At 66.8% G+C, this 22,156-nt stretch carries 16 protein-coding genes and 1 riboswitch; of the genes, 7 read left to right on the top strand and 9 right to left on the bottom strand.

Annotated features, from left to right (window positions below; all coding sequences use genetic code 11):
- Positions 1 to 23 precede the first annotated feature (23 nt).
- Complete coding sequence (locus tag RTO53_RS10645; RefSeq protein WP_312237762.1) at positions 24 to 1,148, top strand: hypothetical protein; 1,125 nt, start codon at positions 24 to 26, stop codon at positions 1,146 to 1,148.
- A 26-nt stretch (positions 1,149 to 1,174) separates the two neighbouring features.
- Here RTO53_RS10645 and leuB read toward each other — a convergent pair whose 3' ends face one another.
- From leuB to ilvC, 8 genes are all read right to left on the bottom strand, one after another.
- On the bottom strand, positions 1,175 to 2,239 hold the full coding sequence (gene leuB / locus RTO53_RS10640) for a 3-isopropylmalate dehydrogenase (RefSeq protein WP_312237761.1): 1,065 nt from the start codon (positions 2,237 to 2,239) through the stop codon (positions 1,175 to 1,177).
- Positions 2,229 to 2,807 (bottom strand): 3-isopropylmalate dehydratase small subunit, encoded by a 579-nt coding sequence (leuD, locus tag RTO53_RS10635; protein ID WP_312237760.1) that lies wholly within the window; start codon positions 2,805 to 2,807, stop codon positions 2,229 to 2,231. The genes leuB and leuD overlap by 11 nt, the downstream gene beginning before the upstream one ends.
- Positions 2,807 to 4,228 (bottom strand): 3-isopropylmalate dehydratase large subunit, encoded by a 1,422-nt coding sequence (gene leuC, locus RTO53_RS10630; RefSeq protein ID WP_312237759.1) that lies wholly within the window; start codon positions 4,226 to 4,228, stop codon positions 2,807 to 2,809. The genes leuD and leuC overlap by 1 nt, the downstream gene beginning before the upstream one ends.
- 78 nt (positions 4,229 to 4,306) lie before the next feature.
- Positions 4,307 to 5,857, bottom strand: a complete 1,551-nt coding sequence (locus RTO53_RS10625) for a 2-isopropylmalate synthase (RefSeq protein WP_312237767.1) — start codon at positions 5,855 to 5,857, stop codon at positions 4,307 to 4,309.
- 2 nt (positions 5,858 to 5,859) lie between these two features.
- Positions 5,860 to 6,957 (bottom strand): threonine dehydratase, encoded by a 1,098-nt coding sequence (locus tag RTO53_RS10620; RefSeq protein ID WP_312237758.1) that lies wholly within the window; start codon positions 6,955 to 6,957, stop codon positions 5,860 to 5,862.
- Between the two features lie 156 nt (positions 6,958 to 7,113).
- Entirely contained in the window at positions 7,114 to 7,368 is a 255-nt protein-coding gene (locus RTO53_RS10615) for an ACT domain-containing protein (RefSeq protein ID WP_312237757.1), read from the bottom strand.
- Positions 7,352 to 9,085, bottom strand: a complete 1,734-nt coding sequence (gene ilvG, locus RTO53_RS10610) for an acetolactate synthase 2 catalytic subunit (protein WP_312237756.1) — start codon at positions 9,083 to 9,085, stop codon at positions 7,352 to 7,354. The genes RTO53_RS10615 and ilvG overlap by 17 nt, the downstream gene beginning before the upstream one ends.
- Positions 9,086 to 9,125: 40 nt before the next feature.
- Complete coding sequence (gene ilvC, locus RTO53_RS10605; RefSeq protein ID WP_312237755.1) at positions 9,126 to 10,100, bottom strand: ketol-acid reductoisomerase; 975 nt, start codon at positions 10,098 to 10,100, stop codon at positions 9,126 to 9,128.
- Between the two features lie 646 nt (positions 10,101 to 10,746).
- Here ilvC and ggt point away from each other — a divergent pair.
- Positions 10,747 to 12,465, top strand: coding sequence for a gamma-glutamyltransferase (gene ggt / locus RTO53_RS10600; protein ID WP_312237754.1), 1,719 nt, complete (start codon positions 10,747 to 10,749; stop codon positions 12,463 to 12,465).
- Between the two features lie 192 nt (positions 12,466 to 12,657).
- Here ggt and RTO53_RS10595 read toward each other — a convergent pair whose 3' ends face one another.
- Positions 12,658 to 14,226, bottom strand: coding sequence for a BCCT family transporter (locus RTO53_RS10595; RefSeq protein ID WP_312237753.1), 1,569 nt, complete (start codon positions 14,224 to 14,226; stop codon positions 12,658 to 12,660).
- 220 nt (positions 14,227 to 14,446) lie between these two features.
- Positions 14,447 to 14,548: riboswitch (TPP riboswitch) on the top strand.
- A 113-nt stretch (positions 14,549 to 14,661) separates the two neighbouring features.
- Between RTO53_RS10595 and thiC the strand changes: the two genes are divergently transcribed.
- The 5 genes from thiC to RTO53_RS10570 form a co-directional block, all read left to right on the top strand.
- Positions 14,662 to 16,539: a phosphomethylpyrimidine synthase ThiC gene (gene thiC / locus RTO53_RS10590; protein ID WP_312237752.1), complete on the top strand. Its 1,878-nt coding sequence runs from the start codon at positions 14,662 to 14,664 to the stop codon at positions 16,537 to 16,539.
- Positions 16,540 to 16,638: 99 nt separating this feature from the next.
- Positions 16,639 to 17,316 carry an ion channel gene (locus RTO53_RS10585; RefSeq protein WP_312237751.1) on the top strand — a complete coding sequence of 226 codons (678 nt, stop codon included), beginning with the start codon at positions 16,639 to 16,641 and terminating at the stop codon, positions 17,314 to 17,316.
- A 251-nt stretch (positions 17,317 to 17,567) separates the two neighbouring features.
- Positions 17,568 to 19,877, top strand: coding sequence for a winged helix-turn-helix domain-containing protein (locus RTO53_RS10580; protein ID WP_312237750.1), 2,310 nt, complete (start codon positions 17,568 to 17,570; stop codon positions 19,875 to 19,877).
- A gap of 121 nt (positions 19,878 to 19,998) precedes the next feature.
- Positions 19,999 to 20,880: a helix-turn-helix transcriptional regulator gene (locus RTO53_RS10575; RefSeq protein WP_312237749.1), complete on the top strand. Its 882-nt coding sequence runs from the start codon at positions 19,999 to 20,001 to the stop codon at positions 20,878 to 20,880.
- A gap of 68 nt (positions 20,881 to 20,948) precedes the next feature.
- On the top strand, positions 20,949 to 22,156 hold a 1,208-nt coding region (locus RTO53_RS10570), incomplete at its 3' end, for a TonB-dependent receptor plug domain-containing protein (protein ID WP_312237748.1).

Raw genomic sequence — 22,156 nt, 5'->3', positions numbered from 1 at the left:
CGTGCAGCACGCCGTCACTGCCGATGGCCTTGGCCGCGCGCAGGCGTGACAATGCGCGATTGCGCCTTGTCGATCCATTCGCTGCCATGCACCAGCCCCCTGTTCGTCTGCGCGGCGGTATTGCCGCCCTTGTGCTGCTATGTGCCTGCACGTCTGTTGCTGCGTCGTCAGGCGCGGCACCGTCTGCGGCGTCGTTCGAGCGCGACCTGGTCGCCACCCTGGAATGCAGGGCGGCACCGGCAACCTCGCAGGCGGTGGTCAGCACGTTGCGGGCGGCGATGTATGACGACCCGCAGCAGCGCCCCGCGCATCTGCGGGCGTGGCGGTTCGAGCGGGTGGGTGATGACGCAGCATCGGTGGTCAATATCGACATGCCGACAGCACTGACCGTCCACGGCATCACGACCCGTCATCTGGTCGCCGATGACATCGGGCTTGCGATGCAGATCGATGCGGCGTCGCGTACGCGCATCGTGGCCACGCAGGGTCTGCGCCTGCAGTCGAGCACGTTGCGCGAGCCGCTGCACGTCTGGTCGGTGCCGGCGCCGGCAGACAGTGCGACGGCGCCCGCGTCGATCGTGGTGCGCAGCGACGGGCAGCGCCCGGGTTATCGGCTGGGCTGCGATTACAACGGGCAGACGCGCGATGAACGTGTTCCGGCCCGCTTGCGCGCGGTGGCCAGCGCGCAGGACGTTGCCGAGGCGCTGGAATGCCGTGCTGACCCGGCTGCGCTGCAGCGCATTGCCAGTACGCTGGAGCGGGTCGTGGAGCAGCCCCAGCTCGCCTGGCCGGAGAGCATCCGCGCCGTGGCCGAACGCGGGTATGTCGTGGGTGAAGAAACGCTACCGGCGTATGTCATCGAACTGGATAAGCCCCTGAACCTGCGCGGTTTTCCGGTCCAGCGCATCGCCGTATCCATCGGCGGCTACATCGCCGGCGACCTGGGTCAGGCGCCGCTGGCCAAGGTGCTTGCGGCAACCGGGATGGACGCGGCCGCGCGTCAGGGCGAGCGCGTGTGGACGCGCAGCGTGGCCCGTGATCAAACGCCCGGGCGCACGCTGATGCGTGAGCGCAGTGTGCTTCAAACGAACGATGGCAGTGTGCTGGCCGGCTGCATGAGCAGCAGCGCCTATTCGGAGCCACGGTAGCCACCGACCGTTCGTCGGAACCGCGCTCAGCCGCGCAGGCGTGCGAGCACCGCGTCGGTGGCCTGTGTGGTGCTCACCGCCGCACCCTTGGCGGCCAGGTCTGCAGTGAACACGCCGGCATCCAGCGCGGCATGCACGGCCGCTTCCACCGCAGCCGCTTCTTCCTCCAGTCCCAACGAATGCCGCAGCAGCATCGCCGCGCTGAAGATCGTGGCGTAGGGATTGGCGATGCCCTTGCCGGCGATGTCCGGCGCCGAGCCGTGGATGGGTTCGTAGATGCCTACCGCGCCGGGTTCGCCCAGCGACGCCGACGGCAACAGGCCGAGCGAACCGGCCAGCATCGAGGCCTCGTCGGTGAGGATGTCGCCGAACATGTTTTCGGTCACGATCACGTCGTACTCGCGCGGCTTGGCCAGCAGGTGCATGGCCATCGAATCCACCAGCTGGTGCTCCAGCGCGACGTCCGGGAACTCCTCGCGGCCGATCCGTGCGGCCACGTCACGCCACAGGCGTGAGGTTTCCAGTACGTTGGCCTTGTCCACCGAGGTGACCTTGCCGCGACGGGTCTGCGCCAGCCGGAAGGCGGTGCGCAGCACGCGCTCGATCTCGCCCACGCTGTAGCTGCACAGGTCGCTGGCGGTGTCGGCGGTGCGGGTCTTCTCGCCGAAATAGATGCCGCCGGTCAGTTCGCGCACCACTACGAAATCGACGCCTTCGAGCAGCTCGGCCTTGATCGGCGAGGCGCCCAGCGCGGCCGGGTGGGTACGCACCGGGCGCAGGTTGGCGTACAACCCTAGCGCCTTGCGGATCGCCAGCAGGCCCTGTTCGGGGCGTACCTTGGCGTTGGGGTCGGACCACTTCGGCCCGCCTACTGCGCCAAGCAGGATCGCGTCGGCCTTGCTGCAGGCCTCCAGCGTGGTGGCCGGCAGTGGCTCGCCGTGGCGGTCGATGGCGATGCCACCGATGTCGTGTTCCTGGAAGCCGAAGGTGTGTTCGAAGCGTTCGGCCACCACGTCCAGCACCGCCACGGCCGCCGCAGCGACTTCCGGACCAATCCCGTCACCGGGCAAGACGACAATCTCAGCGTGCATGTTCACTCTCGTAACGTTCGATATCAGGGGTACGGCCCAACAGATACCCCAATTGGTCCACGCCTTCCAGCAGGCAGGTCTGCGAGAAGCCGTCCAGCGGGAAGGCGTAGACGCGTCCGTCGGGCGTGCGCAGCTCGCGCGCGGCCACGTCGATGGTCAGTGCGTCGTCCGGTCGCTGCATCAGCGTCTGCACGTCGGCCTCGTCCAGCACGATCGGCAGCAGGCCGTTCTTCAGCGAATTGCCACGGAAGATGTCGGCGATCTCGCTGCTGACGATCGCGCGCAGGCCCAGGTCGGTCAGTGCCCACGGCGCGTGCTCGCGCGAGGAACCGCAGCCGAAGTTGCGGCCCGCCAGCAGGATGCTGCGCCCGGCGTTGTGCGGCTGGTTGAAGGCAAAGCCCGGGTTGGGCGTGCCGTCGGCCTGCCAGCGCCAGTCGTTGAAGGCATGCCTGCCCAGCCCGGCGCGTTCGGTGGTGGACAGGAACCGCGCCGGAATGATCTGGTCGGTGTCGATGTTGGTCTCGCGCAGCACGACGCTGGTCGAGGTCAAGGTGCGGAAGCCGCTCATCAGGCCACCTCCCGGGCGGCATACAGTTCACGTGGATCGGCCACGCGGCCGTTCACCGCCGCCCAGGCCGCCGTCATCGGCGAGGCCAGCAACGTGCGCGAGCCCGGCCCCTGGCGGCCTTCGAAGTTGCGGTTGCTGGTGCTCACCGCCAGTTGCCCGGGCGCGACCAGGTCGCCGTTCATGGCTATGCACATCGAGCAGCCCGGCTCGCGCCACTCCGCGCCCGCGGCACGCACGATGGCGTGGATGCCTTCGGCTTCGGCCTGCCGCTTGACGATCTCCGAACCCGGCACCACCAGCATACGCACGCCATCGGCGACGCGACGGCCCTGCAGTACCTGCGCTACTTCGCGCATGTCGCTCAGGCGGCCGTTGGTGCACGAGCCGACGAACACCACATCCACCGGTGTACCGGCCAGGGTCTGTCCGGCGTGGAAGTGCATGTAATCCAGGCCCTTCTGCGCGGCAGCATCGTTGGCGGCCGGGATCGGCTGGTCCACGGCGATGGCCGTACCGGGGTGGGTGCCCCAGGTGAGGGTGGGGCGGATGTCGGCCGCATTGATGTGCACCTCCACGTCGAACCGGGCGCCGGCATCGCTGCGCAGCTGCGACCACGCGGCGACCGCGGCATCGAAGTCGGTGCCCTTCGGCCCGCGCGGGGTGTTGGCGACCCAGTCGTAGGTGGTCTGGTCGGGCGCGACCATGCCGGCGCGCGCGCCGGCCTCGATCGACATGTTGCACAAGGTCATGCGCTGTTCCATGTCCATCGCTTCGATCGCGCTGCCACGGAACTCCAGTACATGGCCGGTGCCGCCGTTGACGCCGATCACGCCGATGATGTGCAGCACCACGTCCTTGGCGCCCACGCCCAGCGGCAAGGCGCCGTCGACGGTGATCGCCATGGTCTTGGCCTTGCGCTGCAGCAGGCACTGGGTGGCCAGCACGTGGCCGACTTCACTGGTGCCGATGCCAAAGGCCAGGGCGCCGAACGCGCCATGCGTGGAGGTGTGGCTGTCGCCGCAGACAATGGTCATGCCCGGCTGGGTGAAGCCCTGCTCGGGAGCGATCACGTGCACGATGCCGCGGCTGGCCGACTGCAGGTCGAACAATTCCAGGCCGTATTCGGCGCAGTTGCGCGCGAGCATGTCCACCTGGGCTTCGGAGGCCGCACTGGCGTAGGGCAGCTTGCCGTCCGCGCCGGCCGGCAGGGTCGGGGTGGAGTGATCCATCGTCGCCTTGGTCCGGTCCGGCCGACGCGGCGACAGGCCGCGCTCGCGCAGTTCGGTGAAGGCCTGCGGCGAGGTCACTTCGTGGATCAGGTGCAGGTCGATGTACAGCACGGCGGGCGCGCTGTCCGATTCGGGCACGACGACGTGGGCGTCCCACAGTTTGTCGTACAGGGTGCGGGGAGCTGGGGTCATGGGATGGCCTTGCTGTGATTCATATGTCGGGAAGACGGGAACGGTGCGCGGACGGGTGTCCACGCACAACCGGACGGCCTAGGCCGCGGCCGCGCTGGCGGCGGGCTGCTCGGCGGTCGCGCCACGCTGGCGCAGCAGCCGGTTGGCCACGTCCAGCCAGGCCAGTGCAGAGGCTTCGATGATGTCGCGGCTGGTGCCGGTGCCTTCGTACTCCACGCCCTCGTGGCGCACGCTCAGGTTGGCTTCGCCACGCGCGTCGGCACCGATGCCCACGCTGTGCACGTGGTAGCTGTCCAGCATCAGCTGCACGCCGGTGGCGGCCGACAGCGCGCCGAACAGCGCATCCACCGGGCCGTCGCCCTGTGCGGTTTCGGCGACCCGGTTGCCGTCCGGATCGGACAGCTCCACCAGCGCGTTGGCGCGACTGCCGACATCGCTGATCGTCATCGAGGCCAGGCGGTAGCCGTTCTGGGTGGCGCTGCCCTGCATCAGGGTCTGCAGGTCGGCGTCGGTGACCACGCGCTGCTGTTCGCACAGCGCCTTGAACTGTTCGAAAACATGCTTCAGCTCTTCCTCGTCCAGCCAGAAACCCAGCGCACGCAGGCGCTGCTCGACTGCCGCGCGGCCGCTATGGCGGCCCAGCACCATCTGCGAGGATTCCCAGCCCACGTCTTCCGGGCGCATGATTTCGTAGGTGCCGCGGTGGCGCAGCATGCCGTGCTGGTGGATGCCCGACTCGTGTGCGAACGCGTTGGCGCCGACGATCGCCTTGTTGCGCTGGACCGGCATGCCGACCAGGCGCTGCAGCAGCTGCGAGGTGCCGACGATACGCGGGGTGTTGATGCGGGTGTCTTCCTCGTAGAAGGCATTGCGCACCTTCAGCACCATCGCGATCTCCTCCAGCGAGCAGTTGCCGGCACGCTCGCCGATACCGTTGATGGTGCATTCCACCTGCCGCGCGCCGCCTTCGATGGCCGCCAGCGAGTTGGCCACGGCCAGGCCCAGGTCATTGTGGCAGTGCGCGCTGAAGATGATGCGGTCGCTGTCGGGAACGCCGGCGATCACGCGCTGGAACATGCCGCGGATTTCTTCCGGCGTAGTGAAGCCCACGGTGTCGGGCAGGTTGATGGTGGTGGCACCGGCGGCCACGGCCACGCGGGCGACCTCGATCAGGAAGTCCTCTTCGGTGCGCGTGGCATCTTCGGCGGAGAATTCAACGTCATCCACGTAGCCACGGGCCAGGCTCACGTGCTTGTGCACCGACTCCAGCACCTGCTCGCGGCTCATCCGCAGTTTGTGTTCGCGATGCAGCGGGCTGGTGGACAGGAACAGGTGCAGGCGCGGACTGGCCGCTGCTTCCAGTGCCTTGGCCGAGGTCTCGATGTCGGTGGCCAGGCAGCGCGACAGCACCGCCAGGGTGGTCTGGCGCAGCTCGCGGCCGATCAGCGTCATCGCTTCGCGGTCGGACTGCGAGCTGGCCGGGAAGCCGGTCTCGATGATGTCCACGCCCAGCTCGGCCAGGGCACGGGCCATCACCAGCTTCTGCGGCGGGGTCATGCTGCAGCCGGGCGATTGCTCGCCATCGCGCAGGGTGGTGTCGAAAATTCGAATTCGGGGGGAGGTGGGCATGGTCACCAGGAGGTCTCCTCGACGGCAATGTCGGATGGGATGGCAGAGGTAGGGTTCGGAGCGGAAATCGGGAAGGTCGCGAGCACGGTTGGTAGGGGTGGTCGCGTTCGCTCGCTGGCGCGGCGGCGGGGTTTGCGCGGGGGGCGTGGACGGATATCGGCCAACAGCTGGGCCAGTACCATCGCGTCGATGTTGCCGCCGGACACCACCGCACACTTGCGCTTGCCGGCCACGCGGCGACCGGCAGCCAAGGCCAATGCACCGGCGCCCTCGGCAATGACGTGTTCCTCCAGCGCCAGCCGCACCAGCGTCTCGCGCAGTTCGGCCTCGCGCACGATCACCACATCGTCCAGCAGTGCGCTGCACAGCTTGCGGGTCAGGAAGCCCGGAATCTTGACCTTGACGCCGTCGGCCAGGGTCGCCACCGGAGCGATCTCGCGCAGGTCGCCACGGATCGCGCGGGCCATCGAATCGACGCCTTCAACCTGTGCCCCGACGATGCGCACGCCCTGCGATTTCAGTGCCAGCGCGACGCCCGACGCCAGGCCACCGCCACCGATCGGCACGATCACCACGTCGGGTGCGTGCGGGGCCAGTTCGATGCCCAGGGTGCCTTGCCCGGCGATCACGTCCGGATCGTCGAACGCGGACAGGAAGCGGTAGCCGTGCTGGTCGGCCAGGGCGCGGGCGAACGCGTAGGCCTCGTCGTAGCTGCTGCCGTGCTGGCGCACGGTGGCGCCCCAGTGGGCGACGCCGGCAATCTTGGTGGCCGGTGCGCCATGCGGCATCACGGTGATCGCCGGGATGTTCAGGCGGTAGGCGGCCCACGCCACGCCCTGGGCGTGGTTGCCGGCCGAGGCACAGATCACCGGCCGGTCATCACCGCGCTCGCGCCCAGCCAGCAGCGCGTTCAATGCGCCGCGCACTTTGTAGGAGCCGGTGCGCTGCAGGTTCTCCAGCTTCAGCCACACCCCGAAACGCTCGGCGTAGTGCAGCGGGGTAGGCGGCAGGAAGCGACGCAGCCGCGCCTGAGCGGCCAGCACGTCGGCGACACTTACGTCGCCTACCTCCGGTTCCTGCGGGGTACGGCTAGCCGGCATTGCGCACCCGGTCAGGGTGATCGTCGCCGTGCGGTGCGCGCTGCGGCGACGTGCCTTGCGGGTGCAACGTTGTGCATCCTGCACGCGCACCATTTGCACATCCATGTGCTGCAAGAAGGGACCTCCGTACCGGCACCGTGGCGACGGTGCGGGCGTTCATGCCGATACTCCCGGTTCCAGCGCGCTGATGCGCACCGACACACAGTCGTAGATTTTCTCGATCTGCCGGCACAGCGTCTCCGGCGGACGGGTGCTGTCCACCACCATCTGCAGGTGCCAGCGGCCGTTGTCGGCCGCATTGGGCGCGCCGGCGATCGCACGCGGCGCGAAGCCACGGCGTTCAGCCATGCCGATCACGCGCAGCAGCGCGCCCTCGGCGGGGACCAGCACCAGGTCAAGCCGGTATTGCATTGGGGAACTCCTGGGCCTGATGGGCAGGGTTGGCGTCCAGCATGGTGCTGTTGGCGTTGTTGGGCGGCACCAGCGGCCACACGTTGGCGCGCGCGTCGATGGCCACGTGCAGCAGCGCCGGACCGGGTTGGGCCAGCAGTGCGGCCAGGCCGCCTTCGACGTCGTCACGTGCCTCGATGCGGGTAGCGGGAATGCCGAACACCTGCGCCAGCGCGGCGAAGTCCGGGTTGTCGGACAGGTCGATCTCGCTGTAACGCTCGGCGAAGAACAGCTCCTGCCACTGCCGGACCATGCCCAGCGAACTGTTGTCCAGCAGTACGATCTTCACCGGCAGGCGGCAGCGGGCAATGGTTGCCAGCTCCTGCACGTTCATCATGAAACTGCCATCGCCGGAGACCAGCACCACGGTGCGGTCGGGGCAGGCGAACTGCGCGCCCATCGCCGCCGGCAAGCCGAAGCCCATGGTGCCCAGCGCGCCGCTGGTCAGGTGGTTGCGCGGGTGGTTGAAGCGGCAGTGCTGTGCCACCCACATCTGATGCTGGCCCACGTCGCAGGCGATGATCGCATCGCGCGGCGCCAGTTCGCTCAGGCGCTTGAGCAGTGCCGGGGCGTAGATATGCTTGCCGGGTGCGTCGTAGCGTGCGGCAAAACGTTCGCGATGGCCGCTGCAACGCCTGCGCCACGCGTCCTGGCTGGCCGGGTGGGATGCCGCGGCGGTCAGGGCGCGCAGGGCGATGCCGACGTTGCCCGGCACGGCGATGTCGGCACTGCGCAGCTTGGAGATCTCGTACGCGTCGGCATCGATGTGGATGACCCGTGCGAACGGGGCAAATTCGTTCAACTTGCCGGTGGCGCGGTCATCGAAGCGAGCGCCGACCACCACCAGCAGATCGCTCTCCTGCACGGCCATGTTCGCCGCGCGGGTACCGTGCATGCCCAGCATGCCCAGGTAGTGCGCATGCTGCGGCGGCAGCGCGCCCAGGCCGCGCAGGGTCAGCACGGTGGGGATGGCACTGGCCTCGACGAAGGCACGGAAGTCCTCGACGGCATCGCCCAGGGCGACGCCACCGCCGGCATAGATCACCGGCTTTTCGGCGGCGGCAATTGCCGCGATGGCCCGTGCGATCGCGTCGTCCTGCGGTGCTGGCGGCGGGCTCACCACTGCCGGCACATGCGCAGGCAGATGCGAGGCATCGGCGATCTGCACGTCCTTAGGCAGGTCGATCAGCACCGGCCCGGGACGACCTTCGCGCGCAATGCGGAAGGCCTCGCGGACCACGCGCGGCAGGTCATCGACGCTGCGCACCAGCCAGCTGTGCTTGACGATCGGCATGGTCAGCCCGAACACGTCCAGTTCCTGGAAGGCGTCGGTGCCCAGCAGCGGGGTGGCGACCTGGCCGGTGATGCAGACCATCGGCACCGAATCGAGCATCGCATCGGCGATGCCGGTGACCAGGTTGGACGCGCCCGGGCCGGAGGTGGCGACGCAGACGCCAACCTGGCCGCTGGCGCGGGCATAGCCGTTGGCGGCCAGCGCTGCGCCCTGCTCGTGGCGGACCAGGATGTGCTTCAGCCCCGAATCCACCAGGGCGTCGTAGAACGGCATGATGGTGCCGCCGGGGTAGCCGAACAGCGTATGCACGCCCTCGGCTTCCAGGGCCTGCGTCAACCAGCGGGCGCCGTTGCGGGGCGCGGAGCTGTGTGCGGAGGTGTTCATGCGGTGACCTTTGCGAAAGCGGGTGGGGGAGCCGCGCGGGTTACGCGGCTTGACTTTGCAACCAGACCATCTTGGCGCGCAGTTCCTTGCCTACCTTCTCGATCGGATGCTCCAGGTCGGCCTGCTTGAACTTGGTGTAGTTGGGCAGGCCCGCTTCGTACTCGGCCACCCAGTTCTTGGTGAAGGTGCCGTTCTGGATGTCGGTCAGCACGTCCTTCATGCGTGCCTTGGTGCCGGCGTCGATCACGCGCGGGCCGCTGACGTAGTCGCCGTACTGGGCGGTTTCGGAGATGAATTCCAGCATGCGGGTGATGCCGCCTTCGTAGAACAGGTCCACGATCAGCTTCAGTTCGTGCAGCACTTCGTAGTAGGCGATTTCCGGCTGGTAACCGGCTTCCACCAGCGTTTCGAAACCGGCCTGCACCAGCGCCGACGCACCACCGCACAGCACCGCCTGCTCGCCGAACAGATCGGTTTCAGTCTCTTCCTTGAAGGTGGTCTGGATCAGGTTGGCGCGTGCGCCGCCCAGGCCGGCGGCGTAGGCCAGCGCGTACTCGGCGGCTTTGCCGCTCTTGTCCTGGTAGACCGCCCAGATGCACGACACGCCCCGGCCGATTTCGTACTCACGGCGCACCAGCGCACCCGGGCCCTTCGGCGCGACCAGCACCACGTCCAGGTCTTCGCGCGGGCTGATCATGTTGAAGTGCACGTTCAATCCGTGCGCGAACAGCAGTACCGCGCCCTGTTTCATGTGCGGGGCGAGCACGTCTTCGTAGAGCTTCTTCTGCACCATGTCCGGGGTCAGCACGGCGACCAGGTCGGCGTCCTTGACCGCCTCGGCCGGTGCCTTGACGGTGAAGCCGTCCGCCTGTGCCTTCACCTCGGTGGGACCGCCCGGGCGCAGCCCGACGACGACATCGAAACCGGATTCACGCAGATTCAGCGCGTGCGCGCGGCCCTGGCTGCCGTAGCCGACAACAGCGATCTTGATCTGGGGCAGGTCGTTGGTGCTCATGGGGGAAGTCCTTTGGCGAAAAGAAAAAAAAGGCCGACGGTCTCAGCGACGCGTCGGCCAGTCAGGGGAAGGGGTAGCGCGCGCAGCGCCACGGCCGCACGCCGCCGTGGGGGCGGTGGGTGTGGCGGCGGGGGCGGACTGGCGGGTCATGGCGGAAGGCAACTCGGAAAGGGGGGAGGCGGAATCGAGGGGCTCTGAAACGAAAAAACCCGCACCTGGGTGGGTGCGGGTTTCGATGGATACCTGGCAGTCTTGCTTACACGCCGGTCCGTCCCGCACCTGTTGGTTGGGTAATAAGTACGAGGACAAGAAGCGAACGGATCGACGCCCCGCCGGTGTCGGCGTGTTCGATGGATTCGCGGATGGCTGTGCGCTGCAACATGAGATCGAGAAAACCACAGCGGTTTTGAGGCTGTCAACCCTTGCGCGCACATTTCCAACGGTTTCGCCTGCATCCAGCGTAGAGCCCCGCCACGCAAGGATGGTTTCGCCTGAAAGCGATCCGGTGAACCCCAATTCACTATTTTGCAGGCGGGTTCTGCGCGGAATCGGCCGTCGATCCGTGCCCGTCCATGACCATTGTGGGATGTTGTCGGGAGCACTTCGCGGCCACTATCGCAGGGCTACCACCTTCAGGAACCACCCCGTGTCCTCACGTCTTGCCCGCGGCCTGCTGGCCGCCGCCGTCCTGTGTGCGCTTCCCGTTGTCTCGATGGCCGCCGACCGGATCACCGGCCACACCTTCGCCACCCGCTCGGAGGTGATCGCCCCGCACGCGATGGCCGCCACCTCGCAGCCCCTGGCCACCCAGATCGCGCTGGACGTGATGAAGGGCGGCGGTTCGGCAGTGGATGCGGCGATCGCAGCCAACGCAGCGCTGGGTTTGATGGAGCCGACCGGCAATGGCGTGGGCGGTGACCTGTTCGCCATCGTATGGGACCCCAAGACCCAGAAGCTGTACGGCTACAACGGCTCGGGCCGTTCGCCGAAATCGTTGACCCTGGCCGAGTTCCAGCGACGCGGGCTGAAGGAAATCCCGGCCACCGGCCCGCTGCCGGTGTCGGTGCCGGGCGCGGTGGACGGCTGGTTCGCGCTGCACGAACGCTTCGGCCGCAAGCCGATGGCCGACAACCTTGCCCCGGCGATCCGCTACGCGCGTGAGGGCCACCCGGTGGCCGAAGTGATCGCCTACTACTGGGACCGCTCGGTGCCCAAGCTGTCCCGGTACCCGGGCTTCACCGAGCAGTTCACGGTGAATGGACATGCCCCGCGCAAGGGCGAGCTGTGGAAGAACCCGAACCTGGCCAACACCCTGGAGCAGATCGCGCGCGGTGGCCGCGATGCGTTCTACAAGGGCGATATCGCCCGCACCATCGGCAGCTACTTCAAGGCCAATGGCGGCTACCTGAGTTATGAGGACATGGCCAGCCACCACGGCGAGTGGGTCGAGCCGGTGAGCAGCAACTACCGCGGCTACGACGTGTGGGAGCTGCCGCCGAACAGCCAGGGCATCGCCGCATTGCAGATCCTCAACGTACTGGAGGGCTACGACTTCTCGAAAATCGCCTTCGGCTCACCCGAGCACGTGCATCTGTTCGTGGAGGCCAAGAAACTGGCTTTCGCCGATCGCGCGCGGTTCTACACCGACCCGGCATTCCAGCCGGCGCCGGTGGCGAAACTGGTGTCCAAGGCATATGCCGCCGAGCGTCGCAGGCTGATCTCGATGGACAAGGCGTTGAACGAGGTGCAGCCGGGCACGCCGAAGCAACTGGAAGAAGGCGACACGATCTACATGACCGTCGCCGATGCGGACGGGATGATGGTGTCGCTGATCCAGTCCAACTACCGTGGCATGGGCAGCGGCATGGCGCCGCCGGGACTGGGCTTCATCCTGCAGGATCGCGGCGAGATGTTCGTGCTGCGCAAGGACCATCCCAACGGCTATGCGCCGGGCAAGCGTCCGTTCCAGACCATCATCCCGGGGTTTGTCACCAAGGACGGCAAGCCGTGGATGAGCTTCGGGGTGATGGGCGGTGCGATGCAGCCGCAGGGCCACGCGCAGATCGTGATGAACATGGTGGACTTCGGGATGAACCTGCAGGAAGCCGGCGACGCACCGCGCATCCAGCACGAAGGCTCGACCGAGCCGACCGGCCAAGCCACGGCGATGAGCGATGGCGGCGAGGTGAACCTGGAAACCGGCTTCCCGTACGAGACGGTGCGCGCGCTGATGCGCAAGGGCCACCGGGTGGTGTTCGCCGACGGCCCCTACGGTGGCTACCAGGCGATCCTGCGCGACCCGGACACCGGCGTGTATTACGGCGCATCGGAGAGCCGCAAGGACGGGCAGGCGGCGGGGTATTGAGGTAACGCTGCCGGTTGGTCGGATGCCCACGCGCGGCCATGGTCCATGCGTAGAGCCACGCCATGCGTGGCTGCGGCGTCTCGATCCCTGTCGTGGCCACCGAAGCCCGAGGAACGGTGCTGCCGATTCAAGGTAGAGCCGAGCCACGCTCGGCTGCTCTCCCCAAACCACCGACCCACTCGCAACCCAACACTACGGCGCCCGCGCTGCCTCATCCCGCGTCTCTTCCTGCGCGGCGATCTCGCGCTCGATCCACGCATCCATCATCCGCCGTGCCCGCTGCGCACGGCGACGCTGCAGCGCGTACTCCATGTCCAGCACCCGGTACAGCGACCACATCACCGCCAACATCAGCAAGGCAAACGGCAGCGCTGCGATCGTGATCATCCCCTGGAGTGCGTTGAGGCCACCGGCCAGCAACAGCACCCCGGCGATCAGCGCGATCGCCACGCCCCACACCATGCGCCGCGCCAGCGGCGGATCGCCGGCTTCCTCGGTGGACATCGTGGCCAGTACCAGCACCGCCGAATCGGCCGAGGTCACGAAGAAGATCATCAACAGCACCAGCGCGATCACCGACAACACCGTCGGCATCGGCAGGCTGTCGAACATGGTGAACAGCACCGTTTCATAGCCGTTGCCCAGTGCCTGCGCCAGGTCCACATGGCCGAAGATCTGCGACCACAACGCCGTCCCGCCAAACACCGAGAACCACAGGAAGCCCAGCACGCTCGGCGCGATCACCACGCCCAGCACGAACTCGCGGATGCTGCGCCCGCGCGACACACGTGCGATGAACGAGCCCACGAACGGGGCCCAGGCGATCCACCACGCCCAGTAGAAGATCGTCCAGTCCGCTACCCAGGTGCTGCCCGAGAACGGCGACATGCGCAGGCTCATCGTCACCAGCGAGTTGAGGTATGACCCGATCGTGGTGGTGAACGTATCGAAGATGAAGCCGGTCGGCCCCAGCACCAGCACCAGCGCCAGCAGCACCGCGGCCAGGCCCAGGTTGAAGTTGGACAGCCACTTGATGCCGCGATTCACCCCGCTGGTGGTGGAGGCCATGTACAGCACGAACGCTACTGCGATGATCGTCAACTGCACCGGAATCGAATCCTGGATGCCGAACACCCGGTGCAGGCCGGCGGCGATCTGGATGGTGCCGAAACCCAGTGTCGTTGCCACGCCGATGGCGGTGGCCACTACCGCCGCCACGTTCACCACCGTGCCCATCCAGCCCCGGTGATGCGCGCCGATGAGCGGCTGCAGCAGATCGCTGATCAGTCCGCGACCATTGCGATTGAACTGGAACCACGCCATCGCCAACCCGATCAGCGCATAGATCGCCCACGGATGCAGGCCCCAATGGAAGAACGCATAACGCATCGAGGCACGCGCGGCCTCCATGCTTTGCGGTGCCAGCCCTTCCGGCGGCTTGACGAAGTGCGAGATCGGCTCGGCCGCGCCCCAGAACACCAGGCCGATACCCATGCCGGCGGCAAACAGCATCGACATCCAGCTGGCATTGGAGAAATCCGGTTCGGCGTCTTCGCCACCGATGCGCAGCGAACCCAGCCGGCCGAAGGCCAGATACATCAGGAACGACAGGGTGATGAACACCACCAGCAGGTAAAGCCAGCCGGTGCTGCGGATGATGGTGGACAGCCCGCTCTGGACGATGTCGTTGAAGGGGCCCGGCGCAAGGCCGGCGGCCAGCACCAGCAGGGCAATCAGTGCGATGGAAATGCGAAACACCATGCAGGAGTTTCTCCGTACGAAAGGGGCAGGGCGAGCCGCCGGGGCGACCCAGGGCGGTCGATGCCGGTCAATGCAGAACGCCGCCGCAGGCTGAACATGTGTCATACCGCGCCGCAGCATTGTAGGTCACGCGCCGTCAGCACTTTGTTCACGTTCAGGGCTACGCGTGTGGCAGGCGGCCAATGGCTGCTCCACCGGCATCGGCGTTGTGGTCTAATTCGCCCCGAAGCGGGGGTACCGCGGCCCGACGGCCACGGTTGAGATAGTCCCTTCGAACCTGATCCGGTTGATACCGGCGTAGGGATGCTTCGCAAGTGCAACCGCATCGCGCCGTAGGGCTGCCCCGCCCGAAGACCGCCCGCGATCCGTCTGCCGTGCGCCGCCGCTTCGTCCGCTCCGCCTATTCCAGTGCGGAGCTCGATCCAGGACGAAGTCATGAACGCAGCGCTTTCCACCCTGCAGCAGCAGGCCCAGCAACTTTCCGAATCGGTCACCCGTCCGATCCCCGGGTCGCGCAAGATCCACGTGCAGGGCTCGCGCAGCGACCTGCAGGTTCCGATGCGCGAGATCGTGCTGACCCGCACCCCGACCCTGTTCGGTGGTGAGGAGAACGCACCGGTCACCGTGTATGACACTTCCGGCCCCTATACCGACCCGCAAGCCCGCATCGACCTGTCTGTCGGCCTGCCGGCGCTGCGCGCGGCCTGGATCGCCGAGCGCGGCGATACCGACGTACTGCCCGGCCTCAGCTCGGCCTTCGGGCGTTCGCGCGACACCGACGCGCGGCTGGACGCGGTGCGCTTTCCCGCGCGGCTGCAGCCCCGTCGCGCGGTTGCCGGCAGCAACGTCACCCAGATGCACTACGCACGGCGCGGCATCATCACCCCGGAGATGGAGTTCGTGGCCATCCGCGAAAGCCAGCGCCTGGAAGCGATCCGCGATGCCGCACTGCGCAGACAGCACCCGGGTGAGTCGTTCGGCGCGTCGATCCCGACGATCATCACCCCCGAGTTCGTCCGCGACGAGATCGCCCGCGGCCGCGCGGTGCTGCCCAACAACATCAACCATCCCGAAAGCGAGCCGATGATCATCGGCCGCAACTTCCTGACCAAGATCAACGCCAACATCGGCAACAGCGCCGTGTCGTCGGGCATCGCCGAAGAAGTCGAAAAACTGGTGTGGGCGATCCGCTGGGGCGGCGACACGGTGATGGACCTGTCCACCGGCAAGCACATCCATGAAACCCGTGAATGGATCCTGCGCAACTCGCCGGTCGCCATCGGCACCGTGCCGATCTACCAGGCGCTGGAAAAGGTCGACGGTCGCGCCGAAGAACTCACCTGGGAGATCTTCCGCGACACACTGATCGAACAGGCCGAGCAGGGCGTGGATTACTTCACCATCCACGCCGGCGTACTGCTGCGCTACGTACCACTCACCGCCAGGCGCGTGACCGGCATCGTCTCGCGTGGCGGCAGCATTCTGGCCAAGTGGTGCCTGGCCCACCACAAGGAGAACTTCCTCTACACGCACTTCGAAGACATCTGCGAGATCATGAAGGCCTACGATGTGACCTTCTCGCTCGGCGACGGCCTGCGCCCGGGCTGCATCGCCGATGCCAACGACGCCGCACAGTTCGGTGAGCTGGAAACGCTGGGCGAATTGACGAAAATCGCCTGGAAGCACGACGTACAGACCATGATCGAAGGCCCCGGCCACGTGCCGATGCAGCTGATCAAGGAAAACATGGACAAGCAGCTGCGCGAGTGTGGCGAAGCACCGTTCTACACGCTGGGCCCGTTGACCACCGACATCGCCCCCGGTTACGACCACATCACCAGCGCGATCGGTGCGGCCATGATCGGCTGGTATGGCACGGCGATGCTCTGCTATGTCACCCCGAAGGAACACCTGGGCCTGCCAAATCGCCAGGACGTGCGCGACGGCATCATGGCCTACCGCATCGCCGCGCATGCCGCGGACCTGGCCAAGGGCCATCCTGGCGCACAGGTGCGCGACAACGCGCTGAGCAAGGCGCGCTTCGAGTTCCGCTGGGAGGACCAGTTCCATCTCGGCCTGGATCCGGAAAAAGCCAGGGAGTTCCATGACGAGACCCTGCCCAAGGACGCACACAAGCTGGCCCACTTCTGCTCCATGTGCGGCCCGCACTTCTGCTCGATGAAGATCACCCAGGACGTGCGCGACTACGCCGCCGAGCACGGACTGTCCGAGCAGGACGCGTTGCAGGAGGGCATGGCCGACAAGTCGGTGCAGTTCCGCGACCTCGGCGCGGAGGTCTATCGGCAGCAATGACACCGGGGCCGGGGCGGCGCGCGACCGCCCCGGCATGCTCATGTGGTCTGCGCGGGTTCCGCGTTAAGCTCGGCGCCACGGCCAGGGCGAGGGAACACGATGGCGATAGCACGCACCACCAAATGGCTGGCCATCGCGCGCCGGCATCCTTCTGCATGGTTGCTGGCCGTGCAGCTGCTGGGCGTGCTGCTGTACCCGGCGATGGACGAAGCCGGTGCCAGCCGCGCGCTGTTCGGTGCGTTCGGCATCGCCGTGCTTGGCCTGTCCTTGTGGGTGGTGCGGCGCAGCCCGCTGGGGATGTGGCTGGCGCTGGTGCTGGCGATTCCGGCGGTGGTGTTCTCCATCGCCGGTGCACTGCTGGGCAAACCCGCGTTGACCATCACCGCGCAGCTGCTGGAATGCCTGCTGTATTTCTATACGGCAGGCAGCCTGACCGCCTACATGCTGCAGGATCATAAAGTCACCCGGGATGAGCTGTTCGCCGCAGGCGCGACATTCACCTTGCTGGCGTGGGCCTTCGCGTTCGCGTTCTCGGTCTGCCAGCAGTGGTATCCGGGCAGTTTCATGGCCACCAGCGAGAGCGAATTGCGCACCTGGATGGAGCTGCTTTATCTCAGCTTCAGCTTGCTGTCCGGGGTGGGGTTGAGCGACGTCGTGCCGGTGCATCCGCAGGCGCGCGCATTGGTCATGCTGGAGCAGTTTGCAGGCGTGATGTACGTAGCTTTGGTGGTTTCCAGGCTGGTCGGATTGACCATGCTCCGACGTGGACAAAACTGAATCGCAGATAAAAAATTCGCGCCCGGAGGCGCGAATATTGAAGCGATTTATGTGAATTCGTCGGCGAGAGAGAGCCTGATGTTGTCTGCGCGCACAGGCGCAGTTAACCGGCATAGGCTAGTATTCGCGCGCTTCAGTTTTTTTGCGCTTTGCGCTGATGGCATGTGCGGAATCTGGCGGTTCGTTCGATCGTTGTTCGGTTGCGATGGATGCTGCGTTCCTGTTGTCCTGCATTCACTCGTAGCACCGGAATGATCAGCCCTCTCAACGCGTCTCCTTCAGCCGATGTGATCAGGATCGGCGAGTGCACCGTCACCCTGTCCTCCCGCGAGGTCACGGCGCCCGGTGCGCGTCGTCCGCGTCGACTGACGCCGAAGGCATTGGGTGTGTTGAAGGCGCTGATGCGCGCGCCGGGTGCGGTGGTCACCCGTGATGAGCTGTTCGCCGAGGTCTGGCCGGACACGCTGCCCACCAACGACGTGCTCACCCAGGCGGTCACCCAGCTGCGCAAGGCGTTCAGCAGCGACGACGAGGCGGGCACGCCTTATATCGAAACCATCGCCAAGACCGGCTATCGCCTGCTGGTGCCGGTGAGTGCGGTCGAGGAACCGGCTGCCGAAGCGGAAGCGTCCATCGAGCGCGAAGACGCCGCAGCGCCGGGCGCGCGGTCTGCAGTGCCAGGACCTGCGACGGGATCGCTCCGCAGCCGTTGGCGCCGGATGCGCCGCTACGTGCTGCTCGCGCTCGGCGTCGGCATGATGATCGCGTTGCTGGTGCTGACCGCGTTGCTGTTGCAGCGTCCCGCACCCGTGGCCGCGTCCAGCGGCGTGCTGGAAGACGGCAGCCGCGTGATCGGCAGCCCGCAGCGCCCGTACCGGCTGATCACCGCCACGGCGGGCTTTGAGACCTATCCCACGCTGTCCCCGGACGGCTCGCAGGTCGCGTACGAGGCCGACAGCAGCGCCCGCCAGGGCAGCACCATCAAGGTACAGACCTCCGGCAACGCGCCGGCGCGCCTGCTGGCCGATACGCCGCAGGGATACTCCGACCGCTTCCCGAACTGGTCGCCGAACGGTCGCGACATCGCCTTCGCCCGCTTTGGTCCCGATGCCGGCTGCGAGGTGCTGATCGCCAGCGCCACCGGCGGTGCGGTGCGCCACGTGACCCGCTGCGACGGCACCGAGCTGCTCAGCTTCGACTGGACCCCGGACGGGCGCGGCCTGCTGTTCGGCTCGCTGGCCGGGCGCTACGCGCACCGTGGCATCCGCGTCCTGGACATCGCCAGCGGACGCTGGACGCCGCTGGACTACCAGGTCGCCGAAGACAGTTTCGATTACGCACCGCGCTATTCGCCCGACGGGCGCTGGATCGTGTTCGTGCGCAACCCGCAGATCGGCGATCTGTGGCGCCTGCCTGCCACAGGTGGCGTGCCGGAGCAGTTGACCGCCGATTCGGCCGAGATCCGTGGCTGGGCCTGGCGCAGCGACAGCCGGCACATCGTGTTCGGGCGCCGCGTGGACAGCGAATCGCGGCTGTACGAGCTCGATATCCCGACCCGCACGCTGCGCGATGTCGGTATCGACGACGCACAGTCGCCGGCCGTGTCGCGCAACAGCGAAATGCTCGCCTTCGTGCATCGCAAGGCGCAGTTCGGCCTGTTCCGCGTGCCGCTCAAGGATGGCCGCCCCGGCGAACCGGAGCGCCTGTTTGCCTCCAATGGCCGCGACGGCCAGCCGATGCTGGCCCCGGATGGCCGGCAACTGGTGTTCACCTCCGACCGCTCGGGCAATTACGGGCTGTGGTGGGCCGACCTGACCCGGCCCGAATCGCTGCGCCCGGTCGATGGGCTGCGTCCGGAAACCCGCCAGGCCGCGGACTGGTCACCGGACAGCACGCATCTGCTGGTGTCCGGCCGCGATCCACAGGCCAACCCGGTGATCTACGAGGTCTCCCCGCGCGATGAGCAGGTGGTGGCGTTGCCGGTACCGGTGGCCCAGCCATTGCAGGCCCTGTATGCGGGCGATGCCGACCACCTGCTGGTGGTGGATCGCGACGCGCACGAACGCATGCGGCTGTCGTTGTTCGACCGGCGCGCCTCGCCGTGGACGCTGCTGGCCAGTATCGACGGGGTCTCGCAGGCCCGCTTCGACCCGGCCACCCGGCGCGTGCTGTTCACGCGGCTGTCGGCCGGTGGCCTGTGGTCGGCCGATGCGCGGCTCAGTGCCGACAGCATCCAGCAGCTGAGCGACGACCGGCCGACGCGCTGGCGCTACCGGACCTGGGCCGTGGCGCGCAATGGCAGCGTCGACTACCTGTCCAACCGCGCCGATTGCGCCACGCTGTTTTCGCGCATCAGCGCCGGTTCGCCCAGCGTCGAGCACTGCCTGGATGCCGAGCGGCTGAGTGCCGGCAACGGTTTCAGTGCGCAGGCCGATGGCAGTGCACTGTACGTGGCGCTTGCGGTCGCCGATGGTGCCGATATCGGCGTGATGGAGCTGCCCGAGGCACCCGCACCGGTCTTTTCGGCGATCTCCAACGCCTTGTTTATGAAAGGGAAATGACCTTCGTGATTCCTTCGTATCGGCCTCGTGTCGAATTCGGATGAATCTCGTAGGACTTTCCTGACCGCGCCGGCCTGATTTGGCAAAACGGTTGCCCAGTTACGGCAAACACGGTGTAGTCATGCGTCAGCTTTCCCTCGCCGATCGCGGCCAATCGCTTTCCCTGGACAAGATCGTCGACGACGGCCCGCTGCCCACCTGCCTGGGCGTGGCCCGGCTCGGTAGCCTGCAGACCGCCGGCGCCACCTTCACCGTATGGATGCAGCTGCGGGGCAGCGCGTGGGTGGAATCCAAGGAAGGCCGTTTCCGTCTGCGCCAGCGCGAGTGGATCGCCTTCGAGAAGGAATCGCGCCCGATGATCCAGGCTGGCCGCGATGGCCTGTGCATCGGACTGAGCCTGACCCCGGATGCGCTGCGTGCGCTTGGCGACCTGGAAGACTGCAGCCTGTATGCCGGTCGCGGCAGCATGAGCCGCGGGGAAGTCCGCGTGGCCCTGCGGCTCTGGCGCGATGTCCTGGCCAGCGGCCAGCCGTCCCAGGCGTTGCGTCCGGTGCTGCTGCACCTGGCCTCGCTGCAGCGCGTATTGGCGACCGGCGTACAGCGTTGCCCCGGCCGCTCGCGCCTGCGCAAGCGCCAGGTGTTCGGGCGCATGCAGCGCGCGCGCCTGTACCTGGAGGGCAACAGCCACCGCGTGGTGCGCATCGGTGAACTGGCCGAGCTGACCAACTTCTCCAGCTGGTACCTGTCCAAGACCTTCCAGAGCCTGTACGAGGAAAGCCCGCAATCGCTGTCGGCGCGTCTGCGTCTGGAGCGCGCGGCCGACCTGCTGCGTGATACCGACATGATGATCGGTGAAGTGGCCGCCGCGAGTGGATTTGACAACTGTTGCAGCTTCGCACGGGCCTTTCGGGCACGTTATGGGCAGTCTGCGTCAGGCTTCCGCGAGAGCGCGGGAATGCTGTCGCCAAAGTCGGCAAAGTCTCCGGTGGCATCCCGCAAATAATTAACCGTAACGCAGTCGTAACTTTCCGAGGCGTTTTAACACGCTACTAACGTACCTCGGAGAGATAAATGAATTTTCGTACTCCCGCAGTGCGGCTGGGCCTTCTGCCCGCCGGCATTGCGCTGGCGCTGGCGCCGAGCTTTGCCTCGGCGCAGGAAGCTGCCTCCGGCACCACTGACCTCGACCGCATCTCGGTTACCGGCTCGCGCATCCGCGGCGCCAACATGGAGACGCAGCAGCCGATCCTGACGATGACCCGCGAATCCCTGGAAAAGCAGGGCTTCTCGAGCGTCGCGGACGTGCTGAACAACCTGACCTCGGCCGGTTCGCCGGCCATTTCGCGTTCGGAGTCGCTGGCATCGGGCGAGAACGTTGGCGGTTACTACGTCGACATCCGCAACCTGGGCGCCGAGCGCACCCTGGTGCTGATGAACGGCAAGCGCCTGGGCGCTTCCACCGCCGGTCTGCAGGACCTGAGCCAGATCCCGATGTCGGCCGTTGAGCGCATCGAGATCCTGAAGGACGGCGCGTCCTCGATCTACGGTTCGGACGCCATCGCCGGCGTGGTCAACGTGATCACCCGCAAGAACGTGGACGGCGGCGAAGCCAGCGTCTACGTGGGCCAGTACGGCAACGGTGACGGTGACAGCCAGCAGTACTCGATGACCCTGGGTGCGAAGGGCGAGCGCGGCAGCCTGACCCTGTCTGCCGAATACTCCAAGCAGGATCCGGTGTGGGCCAAGGACCGCTGGTACAGCCGTGACGGCTCGAAGGGCCCGAACTCCACCCCGAAGGATTGGAGCCCGATCAGCCAGAATGGCAGCTGGTGCAACCCGGCGCTGTACGGCGCGTGCGATGACGAAGACGCGGTGTGGCAGACCCTGAACAAGGGCGGCGATCCGAAGAATGCGAACGACTACCACCCGCTGACGGAAGGCGAGTACGCCAACTCCAACGAGCAGATGACGCTGCTCACCGGCGTGAAGCGCAAGTCGGTCTACATCAACGGCACCTACGACTTCACCGATTCGATCAGCCTGAACACCGACCTGCTCTACAACGAGCGTCAGACGTTCCAGCAGATCGCCGGCTACCCGTACCAGTCGCAGGCCTTCGAGACCCCGCTGTCGGCAGACAGCGCGTTCAATCCGACCAACCAGGACATCGAGTTCCGTCGTCGTCTGTGGGAAGTGCCGCGCACCACCGAAAGCCAGCTGAAGACCCTGCGCTTCGCCCCGACCATCAGCGGCTTCTTCGAAGTGGCTGACAAGACCTT

It is taken from the genome of Stenotrophomonas sp., from assembly GCF_031995405.1.
Lineage (GTDB): Bacteria > Pseudomonadota > Gammaproteobacteria > Xanthomonadales > Xanthomonadaceae > Stenotrophomonas.
This window is presented reverse-complemented; position numbering and strand designations above follow the sequence as displayed.